Source organism: Arenicella sp. 4NH20-0111, assembly GCF_040366405.1.
Lineage (GTDB): Bacteria > Pseudomonadota > Gammaproteobacteria > Arenicellales > Arenicellaceae > Arenicella.
The window spans coordinates 120,211-136,547 of the sequence record NZ_BAABWF010000010.1 but is presented as its reverse complement, the minus strand read 5'-3'; the positions used below and the strand labels follow the sequence as shown (position 1 = coordinate 136,547).

Sequence of the window (16,337 nt, the reverse complement as noted above, 5' to 3'; positions counted from 1 at the left end):
GTATCAACCTATCTATCTTTCGTTAAATAATTACCAACTAAACACGATACCGAACCAGTCTTGTTCATCCAAAAATGAAATAAGCACCAAGCCGGTAATCATTTCGCGCTAAACCTATAACTTTATTCAAGGCCGCACTCTATCAACGCATTGCGTCAAAAATATGACTCAAAACGTCGAAACCATTAATGCCACAGACACAACGAGCATCTGCGGCAGCCAGCCAAAGAGCAAACTAGACTCTTCGACTCTATAAATTTTCACAAACCCGAGACATTCAGCCCAGGTAAACCTGTCTTCGCCAAAGCAGCAATCAACTCAACTCTAGCAACCAACAAGATGGTGCCCACGATCGGAATTGAACCGATGGCCTCTCCCTTACCAAGGGAGTGCTCTACCCCTGAGCTACGTGGGCAAATCAATATGACTAATACGATACGCTCAAATAAAAAATGAACCTTTCGGCCCATCTTTCAAAAAAACACACTTAAAATTGAGTGGAGCGGGTGATGGGAATCGAACCCACACCATTAGCTTGGAAGGCTAAGGTTCTACCGTTGAACTACACCCGCAACAAAATCAACCATTAGCATACAAGAAGATCAACTTGACTGCTTGCACCACTAACAATAAAAGACAACTCAATAAGTGGTGGTGGGGGCTGGATTCGAACCAGCGTACTCAGAGAGAACGGATTTACAGTCCGTCGCCTTTAACCACTCGGCCACCCCACCTTATATCTACGGCGAATACTTTAACGCCGTTTCACATCAACTGAATGGAGCCTGCAGTCGGAATCGAACCAACGACCTACTGATTACAAGTCAGTTGCTCTACCTACTGAGCTATGCAGGCTTGTGCCTCATTCAGGTCGCGCATTTTAGGTCGAGTTGGGTTCAAATACAACGTTTCTTTCAAAAAAAATTATAAAAAATTGAGTTTTTATTTTTGTTGCTTAAATTTACTTAAAAAAACCAATTAAATCATTGCGTTCTGCAAGTATGCGGCCCGAGTTTAACCGAATTCTCACCCCAGTCGATATCGCTTAGCTTCTCTAGCTTTGATGAAGACTGACCCAAAACAAAGTGAAGCCAATAACTATTAGGTAACAACACCGTTTCGTTCTGCATTTTTACATCATTCAATTTCCCTTGAAACAAACGCAAAGCAGTATCCGCCGTTTCTTGTGAGCTGTATATACCAAGCGAAATAATATAGTTGCCACTCTCGAGCTTTCGCGAAAAATGATCCAAGATCCTCTGACGCTTAAGCTCTAGCCTAGCATCCGCCACCAATGCACTGTTTTCAAATGGCCCAAGAAACAAGCGGTAGACATCCGATTTTTGGCTTGCTCGAGCTGACTTCTGATAATCAACATTGGCGTTAAATAACACAGCCTGCGCTAACTCATAGCTCTCTTGATGCATAAAAGGCCCCAAGCGATAACAGACTCCAGAGCCCGACACACTACTGCCTACCTGCGCCAGAACCTCATCAGTGTCGACCTTGGGCAACTGCGATTGAGCATCAAATTGATCGAAATCACTGCGCTTATCTTGGCTATAAAATCGTTCTTCAATTTCTTTATTTAGCCTGACGAAGTGGGGATTCAATTCCGGCTTTTCGGAATAGATATGCGGCGCAATGTTAGCTTGAGTAGGCCAGAAAAAGACGGCAATATTTGCCAAAACCAACACCAATAAAATTCGAGTCACTTAAATTCTCCAGAACGCAGTAGACACAACAACCCATGAAAGATCAGACTTGATTGGACAGACACTGGCAACTGAGTTTTCAAAGATTTAGCCAGCCAGCGCGCGTCTCCGCCACACACTATAACCTTCCAGGGCGAATCATTACCAACAGAATCCACACATTCCTCGATCACCCTCTCCACTGCTCCGGCCAACCCATAATAGGCGCCTGCATTCACACATTGATTAGTATCTCTTCCAATTACGCTACCAACACTCTTCATTTTAGATCGAATGCCTGCTGTCTTGCCTACCAGCGAATCATGCATTAAGCGTGCTCCCGGCAAAATAACCCCGCCTCTAAAAACGCGCTCACGATCCAAAACGTCAACCGTTACCGCTGTACCAGCATCAACAACAATATAATTTCCGTCACTTTCATCTACATCCCTTACCCCTAACGCAGCGACCCATCGATCCACACCAAGTCGATCCAAGGCAAGATAATCATTTATCACACCACCGGCATGTTTAGTTACTTTGGCAAAAATTGGCTCTATTGCAAAAGCAGATAGACACGCCTGAATGAGCTGGCCATTTCGCTCTTCTCCAGCCACACTGGAGATCGCAACACACTCAACGATCGACTTATTAGCCTGGATGCCAGATAAGTCAGGCAAGGACGAATAGTCAATCACCCCGTGATCTGATATTTCGTGCTCCAAGGTAGGCAATGAAGCCCATTTAAGTCGAGTATTACCCGCATCCAGCAAAATAATCATTACAGGTCAACCAATCTAACACTTCTACTGCTGTCATCGATTCTCTCAATACTTCCATTTACTTCAATAAGCAATGCTCCGGTCTCATCAACGCCGCGCATCACACCCACAATATCGGACTCAGGTCCGATAATTCTGATCTTTTTATCAGCGTAGCTGCTTAGCGCGTTCCACCGCTCAGTTAATACGGAAAAGCCATCTTTTGAGAACTGCGATAGCATCGCACTTATGACCGAGATTAAATCGGCAGCCAGCGTATTCCGATTAACCGAAACACCCAAACCTGCCAGATCTTGCCAATCATAGCCAGACTCGGCCGACCAGTTTGACTGATGAACATTCAAACCTAGTCCAATCACAACATTGCAAGACCCTGATGATTCGCCTGCAACATCAACCAGAATGCCACCCAACTTATCATTGCCGACCAGCAGGTCGTTTGGCCACTTAATCGTTACACCAGCCGAATATTGGAGATTCAGGTATTCCGCTACCACCAAACCAACCGCTAAACCCAAGCCAGTAATGGTTGCTGGCCAATGGTCAAACCCCCAACTAACTGACAACATAATGTTTCGATAGGGGGCTGACTGCCAATCATTGCCTCTTCGTCCACGCCCCTTTGACTGTGTTTCGGCCAAACAGACCGTAGCCTTACCGAGCTCAATCGGTTTCGACAGCAAGTGAGAATTCGTCGACTCGATTGATTGCTGCACCTCTATTTCACCCACCAAGGGTCTAACAGCTGAACCCAAGTTCTGTGTAATAACATCAACCTCAAGTAAGTTCACGTCATCCTCAAGAACATACCCAACCCCCCTAACGGCGCTCACAGGAAGGCCATGCTCAACCAAGGCTTGAATCCTTTTTTGAATGGCCATTCTGGATACGCCTAACTCAGCGCCCAGCTCTGAACCTGACGTCGCACCCGGTCTATTCAGAAACTCTATTATTTTTTTCTCATTTTGCATGCCACAAGTTTAGCAAAAATGAGACCGAGTGCAGTTGTAAAATTTCCAGCCATGAATCTCTTAAGGCGAAGCGATCAACTACGCAGTCACAATTTACTTCGATTTCGAGAAATAGTGATTTAGCTCCGGCTTGCAACTTCCACACTTCGAGCCCGCTCCACACGTCTGAGCTAGGTCAACACTTGATTTGGCGCCTTCATCAATTGCACTACGAATACGTTTATGAGTGATTCCAAAACAGGAACACACTAACTCATCTCTACCGTCACTCTCGCCGCGCACCAACATTGCTGTATCAAGGGCGCTCGAGCTCATAAATGATTCCGTCATCCATGCTCTACTTGGTAGATCACTCGCGCACCCACCCTGAAACAGAAACGTTTCAATATTACTTCCTGCGTATGTAGCCGCCACGTAACGATCTTTAAGTGAATTGCGATACTCGAGCACCTCGATATTCTTCGACGTCTCGCTGTAGCTTCCTGCGTCCGACGCTAGCTCAGCCCTCCAATCCGTCGTCTCATCAAACCCCAGTAAGGCAACCCACCCTCCTTCAAATTGATTTAAAGACCAAAAGTCGTATTTTTCCAACGAATTAAACGGACGCTTACTCACCATACGAACCCAGTACCGATGCATCAGCGGCAGCACCGACACATTGGAGGCTTTAAACTCTGGCTGACCTGATATCGGATCTACATTAGGGCGCACCAATGTGTTAGCTGTAGACGCTTTCGCGTACTTTCTATTCCAGTGAATTGGCATGAACGCCTGGCCAGAATCGATAGAATCATCAATTTTAACTTGTAATGAAACCTCTCCAAGCGCATTAAACACACGCGCTATCGCATGATGTTTAAGGCCAAATTTCATTGCGTCACTGGGATTCAATTCAATAAAAGCCACGTCATCATGCGACGTCAACTTAGGAGCACTCCCGGTTCTAGTCATGGTGTGCCACTGATCGCGTAAGCGACCGGTGTTGAGAACCAGGCTATTTTCGCTAATCACTTTGACCGCATCAGCCAAACTGGCTTTTGATGCCACGAATCGCGCCTTCCCCGATTGAGTGAAGAACTTCCGATCCGTAAACATTCGTTGAGACCCTAATGGATTACTGGAATTCACAGGCCATTGGATAGGGGATAAGCGCTCGTAGTCATCATCACTGACATTAGCAAGACCACTCAAATCAAAGTCTCGCGTTCCGTCGTTTTCAAAAGACGACAATCTCGCGTGCTCACGAAAAATATCAGCCGCAAGCTTGTAATTGAAATGCTCACCAAAACCCAATTTTTCGGCCACTTGTGTTAGCGCCCACCAATCCGGCTTAGCAACTCCATCAGCTTTAACAAAACCTCGCTGGCGACTAATTCTTCGCTCGGAATTTGTCACTGTGCCATCCTTTTCACTCCAGCCCTCGGCCGGCAAAAGTATGTCAGCAAACTCAGTCGTGTCATTATCGGTGATGTCCGACACGATGACCGTTTCACAGCGCTTTAACGCAGCGACCACAGACTCGCTGTCCGGAAGACTAACGGCAGGGTTAGTTGCCATAATCCAGACCAACTTGACCTTATCGTCGTGTATCGCTTGAAACAGATCAACCGCCTTAAGCCCCGGCGTTTCAGCCATGGTCGGCGCCCGCCAAAATCTCTTTACTCGATCAATTGAGGCATCATCAAAATCCATATGCGCCGCCAACATATTAGACAGCCCACCCACTTCACGGCCGCCCATCGCATTAGGCTGTCCTGTAATCGAAAAGGGGCCTGCTCCTTCGTAGCCAATTTTTCCAGTTGCTAAATGACAATTGATGATTGAGTTACATTTATCCGTGCCACTCGATGATTGATTAATGCCTTGAGAATAGAAACTAATGGTCTTTTTGGTATTCGCGAATAAACTGAAAAAACGCTCCAAATCGCTTTTCTCTACACCACAAGATTTTGAAACAGCCCCCATATCCGCGTATTTCACTGAATCGGCAACACGCTCAAAGTTCTCTGTAGATTCGGCTATGAATGCCTCATCCAAGCGGCCCGATTGCATTAGATAATTCAGCAAACCTTGAAACAAAAAGTTGTCTGAACTTGGGGTGATGGCGAGATGAAGGTCGGCGATGTCCGCGGTGACGGTTCGGCGCGGGTCGATCAAAATCACCTTCATATTTGGGTTCGATTCTTTTGCCTGGACAATTCTCTGATACAGAACCGGATGAGTCCAAGCTGTGTTTGACCCAATTAGCACGATCAAGTCTGCGAGCTCTAAATCTTCATAGCAACACGGCACCGTGTCTGAACCGAATGCCCTCTTATACGCAGCAACCGCAGACGACATGCAAAGCCTGGAATTCGTGTCAACATTAGACGTACCCAAAAAACCCTTAGCTAACTTGTTAGCCACGTAATAGTCTTCGGTTAACAACTGACCAGACAAATAAAATGCAACGCTGTCTGGACCGTATTTATCAATGGTTTGCTGCAATCGCTTGGCTATCTCCGCGGTGGCTCCGTCCCATGAAATAACCTGACCATCAACCATTGGGTGAGTTAGTCGCTTCGGTGCGCGCTCTTTATCAACTGTCTCTGATAACGCACTCCCTTTACTGCAAATACGCCCAAAATTAGCTGGGTGGGATTTATCGGCCATAACCAATGGCGTTGATATTCCCTCACCAAGGCCAACGTCCAATCCACACCCGACCCCGCAGTAGGGGCAGGTCGTTTTTTTTTGCATTATTTACACGCTAATTTTGAGGTTAATCGCCAAGCAAAATGACGTCTTCATTGTCAATCCCGACCTTATACGTCGCAACTTGAACATCTTCCTCGACGCACTCTCCAGTAATTAGGGAAAAGTGCTGTTTATAAAGCGGAGAGGCAACAACCAGCTCATCTCCGATATTTCCAATCACGCCGCGCGACATCACATTTGCTTTACCCAGCGGGTCCCAATTATCTATCGCGAATACCTTTTGCTCAGTATCTGGGACATAAAACAAAGCAACCTGCTGATTATCTATCTTTGCGCATACGCCTGAGTTAGCAATCAGATCGTCTTTAGAACATATTATTGAGGTATTCATATTAGCCCTTTTAAACTCAAGTCTTCTTAGCCAACCGCTTTAAATTGGCTGCGATTCTTCTCCGCCTCTGAAGCTGGACGTAGCTGCCCGCGCTCCTCAACAAAAAGAACATTTTCATCTTCACCATCCGAATTAACAAACTGCCTGAAACGCTTCAGTTTCTCAGCATCATTAATCGCTGTTTTCCACTCACATTGATAAGTATCGATGACATGCTGCATCTGCGCTTCAAGCTCATCGCATATACCAAGTGAATCTTCAATAATGACTTCCTTTAGGTACTCTAAACCGCCCTCTAGATTCTCGAGCCACACGGAGGTTCGCTGCAAACGATCGGCGGTTCGCACGTAGAACATCAGATACCTATCAATGTATTTAATCAGTGTCGGAGTATCTAAATCAGTAGCAAATAAGTCCGCATGCCGCGGCTTCATACCGCCATTTCCTGACACATACAGATTCCAACCGTTCTCAGTGGCAATAACACCAATGTCTTTACTTTGCGCTTCTGCACACTCACGCGTGCAACCCGAGACTGCCATTTTAAACTTGTGGGGCGTACGCAACCCTTTGTATCGATTCTCGAGATCAATAGCCTGACCGACTGAATCTTGAACCCCATAACGACACCAAGTACTGCCAACGCAAGATTTTACGGTCCTAAGCGCCTTTGCGTAAGCGTGTCCAGTTTCTAAGCCAGCCTCGATCAATTCGCCCCAGATGCTTGGCAAATCATTGAGTCGCGCACCAAAAAGATCCACCCGCTGACCGCCAGTGATCTTTGAATATAAGCCATACTTTTTGGCGACTTGACCGAGAGCTATTAGCTGATCAGGGAGGATTTCTCCGCCAGGCACTCTGGGGACAACAGAATACGTCCCATCTTTTTGCATGTTCGCCATAAACGTGTCATTGGTATCTTGCAGAGGAACAAGATCAGCTTCTAAAACGTGTTCGTTCCACAAAGAAGCCATAATAGAGCCAACGGCTGGCTTACAGATATCACAACCACGCCCCTGACCATGCTTAGCAATTAACTCATCGAAGGTGGTTGTTTTCGTCGCCTGAGCGATGGTGTATAGCTCTTGTCGAGTGTGCGGAAAATGCTCACATAGATCTGTGTTTACTTCGATACCGCGAGCACTGAATTCAGCATCAACAACGTTTTTCAAAAGAGCGGCACATCCGCCACAACCCGACGCTGCCTTAGTGCAGCCTTTTACGTCTGCAACGCTTGAACAACCGCCGTCAATGGCATTAACGATATCGCCTTTACTCACGTTGTGACAGGAGCAAATAGTAGCGCCCAAAGGAAGGGCATCTGCCCCCAAAGCTGGTTTCTCTCCATCAATTGAAGGCAAAATCAAACTCTCGGGGTCGTCTGGTAAATCAATATCATTAAGGTAATATTGCAACAAAGTGTCATAGTCCTCAGCATCACCCACTAACGTGGCTCCGAGCACCTTTTTGCCATCAGATGACACATTGAGCCTTTTGTACACATCGTTTCGCTCGTCACTGAAAACGAAGGCTTGAGAATCCTCCGACACTCCTTTTGAATCGCCTATCGAGCCAACATCGACACCGAGCAGTTTCAACTTAGTGCTCATGTCAGCGCCAGTAAACGATACTTTCTCACTACTTAATTGAGATACCGCTGCTTCTGCCATACGGTATCCCGGAGCCACCAAACCGTAGATAAAATTACCTAAAACAGCGCACTCTCCGATCGCGAAAATATTCTCGTCCGACGTTTTGCATTGATAGTCAATTTCTATGCCACCCCGCTCTCCGACTTTTAAGTCGGCGTCACGTGCCAACTGATCATATGGGCGAATGCCTGCTGAAAAAACGATCATGTCGGTTTCAAGTTCGGTCTCGTCGGCGAACTCCATTTTCAATCGCAAATTCTCGCCTTCAACAATCCGCTGAGTGGCCTTGCCGGTGTGAACCTTCACGCCTAGCGCTTCAATCTTTCTTCGCAACATATTACTGCCGCCTTCGTCCAACTGCACTCCCATCAAGCCAGGAGCAAACTCTACAACGTGAGCTTCTAACCCTAAGTTTTTCAGGGCATTGGCACACTCTAGACCCAATAATCCACCGCCAACCACGACTCCGACTTTTTTACCCTTAGCAGACGCTTTGATTTCGCCTAGATCGTCAATGGTCCGATACGCGAGACAATGTGCTTGATCCTTGCCAGGTATGGGTGGAATGAAAGGGAAAGAGCCGGTGGCGAGAACCAACCGATCATAGTCAAAACGGCGACCACCTTCGGTCACCACTTGCTTGTTATCTCTGTCGATTTTACTTACAAAATCGCCGAAGTGCGCTTCCACACCCCAATCCTTATATTGCTCTCTAGTACCCATCGCGAGATCGTCAGGCTGCTTGCCATCAAAAACTTCAGACAAATGCACTCGGTCATAGGCAGGTCTGGTCTCCCCTCCAATGATAGTAATTTGGGAATCAACATCAGAGTTGACCAATGTTTCTACGTAATGGTGTCCAACCATTCCATTGCCTACAACAACTACTTTCATAATATTACCGTAAAAAAAAACGGCGGCTGACGTAGCCGCCGTTAAATAGAACATCTTAAGGAGTTAGATGAAAAAGCGAAAAAACGAGCCGATTTAACGGCATCGCACTTCTTCACTTAAGTTAACTAAAGCAAGCAGCGTGCCAACTTTTTTCAACAGCAAAACAAGGCCTTATTTAGAGCGCTCGCAGGACATTTGCACCAATATGCACCCAACAACGACTTTCTTGCACCAGCAAACGCCATCCATGTCCTGCGAGTTAAATTGATTTCTAAAACTAGAAAAGGCCTCGCGCAAGCGAGGCCTTTTCTTGAACATAATTGAGAATGAATTTCTAAAACTTAAAACCGGCCCAAATCCACACTTTCTTACTATCCACCTTACTGAAGCTGGAATCTCCTGCGGTGTAATCAGCAAACTTAACGCCTCCTGAAAACCCATCTCCAAACTTTCGTGAGTAAAGCAAGTTAATTTCATCACCAAGGTCATCGGCGCCATTGAGAGCTACGTCACTGGAGTAATCATGATAAGTAGCCACCCATTTTCCACCACCGACGGTGCCTGACAACGTTAGGTAAATGTCATCCAAACCTTGAGCCGGGGTAGCTAAAAACTGATCCGCCCACCCATTGAACTTATGCAGAGTGGCTAGCGGTGTTGCAAATCCTCTCAAACCGCCATCAGACCCTAACGATTCATACCCAAGCTTAGCGGTAATTCCACCTAACGTGGCACCGCCTTCTAGAAAAACATAGTCTGTATCGAAAACATCATTGGTTTCTTGAGTCGCGTATTCGGCAGCGTACAGTATTTTATTATCACCGAGCTTCGAACTTCCTTTGTAGCTAATACCGTAGGTATCCAATGAATTATCCGTCGCATTGTCCATCTCCAACAAGTAAGCGTACGCCACTAACTTACCTTGACCGACCTTATAAGAGGTATTAAGAATCAAATCCTTACTGTCGATATCCCTCTCATCAGCAAAAATTCTATTTCGCTTATCAATGTATGAAGCGCTGACCTGAAAACCCTTAACGGGTGTGTAGCTAAATACCGCGGCATCAAACGTCTGGCGATCCTGCCTCCAACCTACGTGCCCCACAAACCGATGACCATCCAAGGTTATAACCTGACGGCCAACTTTGGCTGTAAATGTGTCACTAGAGTATGAAACAAACGCCTGATCAATCTCGGTAGATTCAGGGTCGGCCACCACAGAAAACTCACCGGTTCGGTCACCCGTCGGAGGCACGCTGAAATCATCGATGAGTTCAATATTATTCTCAATCTCGATAAGCGCTGAGAATCCGTCTATTGTTTTGGTTTTAAATCCTAAACGAGATCTCAACGTCAGCGCATCTGCGTCCTGCAAAGCGTTATCTTGAGATACATTTTCATACCTTAAACGAAAATCACCGTAAAATGCATTTGCGTTTTCTTTCGCATTGGAGACCCCAGAAGCGCACGCTGCGTGTACAGATAGCGCCAGGAGACCATATTTATGTATATTTTGTTTATTGAAATTCTTCATAGAGCTACTTCTCTCGTAATTTGTAGTTTGTCGAATAAACCGTCAGATACTGCCTAGTCATTTATTAAAACACTAAACAGCTTCTTCAGTGATCGGCTCGTTAGTTTTTCGAGCTCTGTTGTTGTTTTCTTGTTTTGCGACGCTAAAGTTCACCACGCCCTTCTTCTCATACAAGAAAGACAGAACCTGTTGTCTATAAAAATTAAACTGCTCATTCTTTGATAACGCCACGCGCTCTCGAGGCCTAGGCAAATCAATGGATAATAGTTCGCCAACCTTAGCGGCAGGACCATTGGACATCATTACAATTTTGTCTGACATTAAAACGGCCTCATCCACATCATGCGTAATCAACACGACGGTTGTGTTGAGTTCTTTCTGAATTTCCATCACAGAGTCTTGCAAGTTAGCGCGAGTTAACGCATCCAGAGCACCAAAGGGCTCATCCATCAGCATGACTTTAGGTTGCATTGCCAAACATCTCGCGATACCCACACGTTGCTTCATTCCGCCCGATATCTCATGCGGCATTTTGTGCATTGCATGATCCATTTTAACCAACTCAAGATTATGTTCGATCCAACTTTTAATCTCCGCTCTGCTCTTCTTACCTTTAAATACCTTTTCCACTCCTAGAGCCACATTATCGAAGACACTCAACCACGGCATGAGCGCATGACTTTGAAACACCACCGCTCGATCTGGACCAGGCTCATTGACTTCCTTGCCTTCGAGTATCACACCACCAGAAGTTGCTTGGTAAAGTCCGGCGATAATGTTCAGCACTGTCGATTTACCACAGCCAGAATGGCCAATAATTGAAACAAACTCACCTTTCTCAATCGAAAAATTGACATCATTAAGTGCTGTGTAGACTCCATTGTTGGTAGGAAAGTCGATACCAACTTGAGAAATCTCTAAAAACTTATTAGCCACGATACTATCTCCTAACGCAATATTGCTTGTTTGTCCCAACTAACGAAGCGTTGAGCCATCAAAATTAGCCTATCCAGAGCAAAACCAATCAACCCAATGACCACCACAGCAACCATGATTCTCGAAAGAGAGTTTGATGATCCATTCTGAAACTCATCCCAAACAAATTTCCCTAAGCCTGGGTTTTGAGAAAGCATTTCCGCTGCAATCAATACCATCCATCCTGTGGCCAATGAAAGCCTCAATCCAGTGAATATCATCGGAATGGAAGCTGGCAAAATGATTTTCCGCACATGCGTCAGAGCAGGCAACTGAATAACCCGACTTACGTTGAGTAAGTCCTTATCCACGTTCGCAACACCCACCGCTGTGTTTATCAATGTCGGCCACAAACAGCAGAGAGCAACCGTCAGTGCCGAGTTTAAAAACGACTTCTCAAAATACGGATCATCGGTGACGTAAAGCGCGCTAACCACCATGGTAATTAGCGGTAACCATGCCAACGGTGATACTGGTTTAAAAATCTGAATCAGAGGATTCATTCCTTTATAGACCGCATCACTTAAGCCACATGCGATACCCAGCGGGATAGCGATAGCTGACGCAATAAAAAAACCGAATAACACCGTTTTCAAACTGGTGAAAATTTGATCAAAAAAAGTTTCTTTACCCGTGTATTTTCGAACTTTAATAACCGCATTAGGATTTTTCTCAGCTTTTTTGGCATTGCGTTTATCCTGTCGCTCGTAAAACGCAGCCTTCTTAACCTGCTCAGCATTATGCTCGTCAATCAAACTTAAACTTTGTTGATACACTTGTTTCGGACCAGGGAATTGGCCCAACGATGTGTCTATACGACTCGCCGAGACATTCCAAATGAACAGAAAAATTATAATTCCGAGGAAGGGATAGATCACGTCTTTTACGTCGATCGACGTAAAAGCATCAACCATCTTCCCCAGCGCCTTAGCGGCGCTGCTCATTTCATTCTCATTGCTATTTACTTGCGTTGTCATTTACCGGACCCTCTGGCCTAAAATCAGTGCTAAAGCACCTCGTCTTTTAATCCAATTTTAAATTTCTGTAGGTACTCATTTGGCTTCGAACCATCGTATGATATTCCATCAATAAACTCTGTTTGCTCAGGCTTGAATCCCGTTTCAACGGCGAAATCTGGAAACTCTTCGGGCTTAAACAGACCTTCAGATATCAGTTCTTGCGCCGCTACTTTGTATATTTCCGGCTTGTAGACATCCATTGCGACTTTCTTAAACCAGTCATCGCTTTTAGGCTCTGATATTTGCCCCCATCGACGCATTTGCGTTAAATACCAGATCGCGTCTGAATAGTATGGGTAGGTCGCGTTGTATCGAAAAAATACGTTAAAGTCCGGAACCGCACGTTTATCTCCTTTTTCGTACTCAAATGTTCCAGTCATTGAATTCGCGATTACATCGTAGTCTGCTCCAACGTAATTTGACTGTGCCAATATTTTCACGGCTGCCGGACGATTTGCATTATCATTTTCATCCAACCAGCGCGCAGCTCGAATCAATGCTTTCACCACGCGCGCGGTAGTGTTCGGGTACTTTTCAGTAAACTCCTTGCTCATACCAAACACTTTCTCGGGGTTATCTTTCCAGATTTCATAGTCTGTGATAACCGGCACGCCAATCCCTTTAAACACCGCCTGTTGATTCCAAGGCTCGCCCACACAGTAACCGTAAATGGTTCCCGCCTCTAACGTAGAAGGCATTTGTGGCGGAGGGGTCACCGATAACAAAGCTTCGGCATCAATAGTCCCCGCTGTATCGCCTTTATGCGGAGCGTAATAGCCTGGGTGAATCCCACCAGCAGCTAGCCAGTATCTTAATTCATAATTATGAGTAGACACTGGGAACACCATGCCCATTTTGAATGGCTTGCCTTCGTCTTTAAATTCATCTACCACCGGCTTTAGATAGTCAGCTTTTATAGGGTGAACGGGCTTTCCATCTTCGGTCGGCACGTGTTTTTTCATTTTCGCCCATATTTCATTGGAAACGGTGATCCCATTGCCATTTAGGTCCATCGAAAAAGGAGTCACAATATGCGCTTCGGTACCATAGCCGATAGTCGCGGCTAGTGGCTGGCCAGCCAGCATATGAGCACCGTCGAGCTTTCCATCGATAACCCCATCAAGCAACACCTTCCAATTAGCTTGAGCTTCGATGGTGACGTACAAACCCTCATCTTCGAAGTAGCCATTTTCATAGGCTATGGCGATAGGAGCCATATCAGTCAGTTTAATGAACCCAAACGTCAATTCGTCCTTCTCTGGCTCGCCGAGTTCTGCTCTCACACTCAGTGCCGCCATCGCTATTATTGACCCAACCGCTAATTTCGTAATCAATTTACTTAACATCATTCTTCTCTGTTTGTTAATTGCCAATTACCGATACAATCGTGAACGCAATGCGACTCGCAATGCGACTCATCGAAACCTCCGGCTAACGTTCTCAAATAAAAGACCTAGTTAGAGAACAACAAAGCTAAAGCAGGAATCGTGCCAAACCAAAGAACAAGAAAAAATCAGCTAATTCACACTCCTGATGCGCCCTAAAGAAGTGCGATCGATAACGATTTTGCACTCAAACCAATCAATTATGCTGGACACAGCGTTGCCGACCCGGTCATTAACCAAGGCTCGATTAGAGAAATAGAGCAGAGCTGGTCATTAATCAAAGCTCAATGCGACGGGGAAGCAGAGAGACCATTCATCCGTGAATACTTAAGGCTGTTTAGAATTGCAAATCATTACCCTAAACAGCCTCAATACACTCCCAATGACCGGAAGTGCATTAACGCCAGACTATTAGCCGGCTAAACAATCAAGAGAGAGACCTACCACCTTTTGCATAACACGGACTACCTGATTAGAGTAGCCTGCTTCATTGTCATACCAAACGTAGAGCACAACCCGCTTACCATCTGCGATCGTGGCACCGCCATCAACAACACCAGCATGGGTAGAACCCACTAGGTCAGAAGAAACCACTTCCGTTGAGTACGTAAAGCCGATCTGTTCTTGCAAGGGAGAGTGATAGGAGATCTGGCGAAAGGTCTCATTCAGATCTTCCGCGGTGACCTCTACTTTCAAATTCAAGTTCATCACAGCCATTGATACGTTCGGCGTTGGCACCCTTATTGCGTTGCCAGTTAGGACCCCGCTGAGTTCAGGCAGCACCTTGGCTACGGCCTTAGCAGCCCCGGTAGACGTAATAACCATGTTCAATGGAGCACTACGACCTCTGCGCTCAGCGCTGTGGTAATTATCGATAAGGTTTTGGTCGTTTGTGTAGGAATGAATTGTCTCTACATGACCACTCTCGATGCCAAATTTATCATTGATAACTTGCAGAGGCGGCACGATGGCATTCGTGGTGCAGGAAGCCGCGCACAATATTGTATCCGCAGCCTCGATCAAGTCATCGTTTATTCCATAGACAATGTTCTTTATCTCACCTTTAGCAGGCGCGGTAAGAAGCGCCTTAGATACGCCAGGGCAAGAGGTATGTTGACCCAATCCATCTTCGTCTTTCCAGATTCCGGTATTATCAACCACCAAAGCGTCTTTAATTCCATAATGCGTGTAGTCTATTTCACTCGGATTGCTGGCATAAATAAACTGAATGTAGTTGCCGTTAGCAATAATTGCTTCGGCCTCAGCGTCTACCAAAATAGACCCATCGAATTCACCGTGAACGGAATCTCGACGTAACAACTCAGCTCGCTTCTCCAAATCTTGCTTTACATCGCCTTTGGAACGAACAACCACGCCACGCAAACGAAGTTTCGCGCCAGTACCGGTACGATCAACCAATAAGCGAGCCAATAATCGACCGATACGCCCGAAGCCATATAAAACGACATCATGAGACTCATTATCAGATTGAGTTCGTTCACCCAACAATTTTTCGATGCGCCTATCCAAAAACGCTTGCATGTCCTCATCAGAGTCCTGACTCAGGTACTCATGACATAATTTGCCGAGATCAATTCGGCAAGGCCGCAAATTCATTTGCTCTATCAGCTGCAACATTTTGAAGCTTTTAGCCATGTCTAGTGCCTGACCCACTATCACACGACCGTGTAAATGCGATTTGATAATTTCGATGGTGGATGAATTTGCGATCTTCTGACCGAAGACCCGCACAACCACACTTGAACCTCGGTACAAGGAACCAAGAAGTGGGATCATTTTTTCGGCAAGGGCTTGCCGTTCATTCCAATTAACCAGATATTGCTGACTAACTTCACGAGTCATAATAGCCTCTCTTTACTACCCCAGTCACGGGAGTACGTTGCTGATGCCAAAACCGAAACAGATTCGTATTTGACGATTTTTCATGGAGTGGCGATTATACCCAACAGCCACCCATTTACCTTAGTTTCCAAGCAAATATTGACTATATTTTTCAAAGACTTATGTAATAAAATTACAAACCAGACTTGTATAAGAGTTGGGCTGACTCGAATCTTATGATGAATAGTAAAGACGAAGTTAATACCCACCCAATGCATTCCGTAAGCAGCTCAGGCACAGTCGCTTTTTCAATAAAATTACGCAGCCGTCCCACACATACCCATAGCTCAGGTAACTAGCAGGGCTCACGCCAATCGATACGATAATTTTTGATTGATTCACCGCCTCAGAATCAAACTTTAAATCAAGTACCCACTGTAGATAGAAGCACCTCGTCAACATTCAAAGAGCACAAAAAAGCCCCCTTAGAGAGTACTAAGA

At 45.7% G+C, this 16,337-nt stretch carries 11 protein-coding genes and 4 tRNA genes; all 15 read right to left on the bottom strand.

Features of this window, described 5'->3' with window-relative positions:
* Positions 1-340: 340 nt before the first annotated feature.
* Positions 341-415: transfer RNA gene (locus ABWW54_RS17555), tRNA-Thr, on the bottom strand.
* A gap of 83 nt (positions 416-498) precedes the next feature.
* Positions 499-572 (bottom strand) — tRNA-Gly (locus ABWW54_RS17550).
* Positions 573-649: 77 nt separating this feature from the next.
* Positions 650-734: transfer RNA gene (locus ABWW54_RS17545), tRNA-Tyr, on the bottom strand.
* A 45-nt stretch (positions 735-779) separates the two neighbouring features.
* Positions 780-855, bottom strand: a tRNA-Thr gene (locus ABWW54_RS17540).
* Positions 856-983: 128 nt separating this feature from the next.
* Positions 984-1,715, bottom strand: a complete 732-nt coding sequence (locus ABWW54_RS17535) for a hypothetical protein (protein ID WP_353414152.1) — start codon at positions 1,713-1,715, stop codon at positions 984-986.
* Entirely contained in the window at positions 1,712-2,476 is a 765-nt protein-coding gene (locus tag ABWW54_RS17530; protein WP_353414150.1) for a type III pantothenate kinase, read from the bottom strand. The genes ABWW54_RS17535 and ABWW54_RS17530 overlap by 4 nt, the downstream gene beginning before the upstream one ends.
* Positions 2,476-3,447 (bottom strand): biotin--[acetyl-CoA-carboxylase] ligase, encoded by a 972-nt coding sequence (locus ABWW54_RS17525; RefSeq protein ID WP_353414148.1) that lies wholly within the window; start codon positions 3,445-3,447, stop codon positions 2,476-2,478. Before ABWW54_RS17525 ends, ABWW54_RS17530 begins: the two co-directional genes overlap by 1 nt.
* A gap of 93 nt (positions 3,448-3,540) precedes the next feature.
* Positions 3,541-6,186 carry a nitrate reductase gene (locus tag ABWW54_RS17520; protein WP_353414146.1) on the bottom strand — a complete coding sequence of 882 codons (2,646 nt, stop codon included), beginning with the start codon at positions 6,184-6,186 and terminating at the stop codon, positions 3,541-3,543.
* A gap of 22 nt (positions 6,187-6,208) precedes the next feature.
* Positions 6,209-6,535 carry a nitrite reductase small subunit NirD gene (gene nirD, locus ABWW54_RS17515; RefSeq protein ID WP_353414144.1) on the bottom strand — a complete coding sequence of 109 codons (327 nt, stop codon included), beginning with the start codon at positions 6,533-6,535 and terminating at the stop codon, positions 6,209-6,211.
* Between the two features lie 26 nt (positions 6,536-6,561).
* Positions 6,562-9,081: a nitrite reductase large subunit NirB gene (nirB, locus tag ABWW54_RS17510; RefSeq protein WP_353414142.1), complete on the bottom strand. Its 2,520-nt coding sequence runs from the start codon at positions 9,079-9,081 to the stop codon at positions 6,562-6,564.
* A gap of 334 nt (positions 9,082-9,415) precedes the next feature.
* Positions 9,416-10,615 carry an alginate export family protein gene (locus ABWW54_RS17505; protein ID WP_353414140.1) on the bottom strand — a complete coding sequence of 400 codons (1,200 nt, stop codon included), beginning with the start codon at positions 10,613-10,615 and terminating at the stop codon, positions 9,416-9,418.
* 72 nt (positions 10,616-10,687) lie between these two features.
* Entirely contained in the window at positions 10,688-11,551 is an 864-nt protein-coding gene (locus ABWW54_RS17500; protein WP_353414138.1) for an ABC transporter ATP-binding protein, read from the bottom strand.
* A gap of 11 nt (positions 11,552-11,562) precedes the next feature.
* Positions 11,563-12,504: an ABC transporter permease gene (locus ABWW54_RS17495; RefSeq protein ID WP_502907827.1), complete on the bottom strand. Its 942-nt coding sequence runs from the start codon at positions 12,502-12,504 to the stop codon at positions 11,563-11,565.
* Between the two features lie 92 nt (positions 12,505-12,596).
* A complete protein-coding gene (locus ABWW54_RS17490; protein WP_502907826.1) occupies positions 12,597-13,907 on the bottom strand; it encodes a CmpA/NrtA family ABC transporter substrate-binding protein in 1,311 nt (436 codons plus the stop codon).
* 498 nt (positions 13,908-14,405) lie between these two features.
* Positions 14,406-15,857 carry a glyceraldehyde-3-phosphate dehydrogenase gene (locus ABWW54_RS17485; RefSeq protein WP_353414134.1) on the bottom strand — a complete coding sequence of 484 codons (1,452 nt, stop codon included), beginning with the start codon at positions 15,855-15,857 and terminating at the stop codon, positions 14,406-14,408.
* Positions 15,858-16,337: the final 480 nt, after the last annotated feature.

What these genes read in the sequence shown, in the direction of transcription:
- ABWW54_RS17530 (WP_353414150.1), bottom strand. Translation starts at nt 2,476, where the DNA reads ATGATTATTTTGCTGGATGCGGGTAATACTCGACTTAAATGGGCTTCA.
- ABWW54_RS17525 (WP_353414148.1), bottom strand. Translation starts at nt 3,447, where the DNA reads ATGCAAAATGAGAAAAAAATAATAGAGTTTCTGAATAGACCGGGTGCG.
- ABWW54_RS17520 (WP_353414146.1), bottom strand. Translation starts at nt 6,186, where the DNA reads ATGCAAAAAAAAACGACCTGCCCCTACTGCGGGGTCGGGTGTGGATTG.
- nirD (WP_353414144.1), bottom strand. Translation starts at nt 6,535, where the DNA reads ATGAATACCTCAATAATATGTTCTAAAGACGATCTGATTGCTAACTCA.
- nirB (WP_353414142.1), bottom strand. Translation starts at nt 9,081, where the DNA reads ATGAAAGTAGTTGTTGTAGGCAATGGAATGGTTGGACACCATTACGTA.
- ABWW54_RS17505 (WP_353414140.1), bottom strand. Translation starts at nt 10,615, where the DNA reads ATGAAGAATTTCAATAAACAAAATATACATAAATATGGTCTCCTGGCG.
- ABWW54_RS17495 (WP_502907827.1), bottom strand. Translation starts at nt 12,504, where the DNA reads ATGGTTGATGCTTTTACGTCGATCGACGTAAAAGACGTGATCTATCCC.
- ABWW54_RS17490 (WP_502907826.1), bottom strand. Translation starts at nt 13,907, where the DNA reads ATGGCGGCACTGAGTGTGAGAGCAGAACTCGGCGAGCCAGAGAAGGAC.
- ABWW54_RS17485 (WP_353414134.1), bottom strand. Translation starts at nt 15,857, where the DNA reads ATGACTCGTGAAGTTAGTCAGCAATATCTGGTTAATTGGAATGAACGG.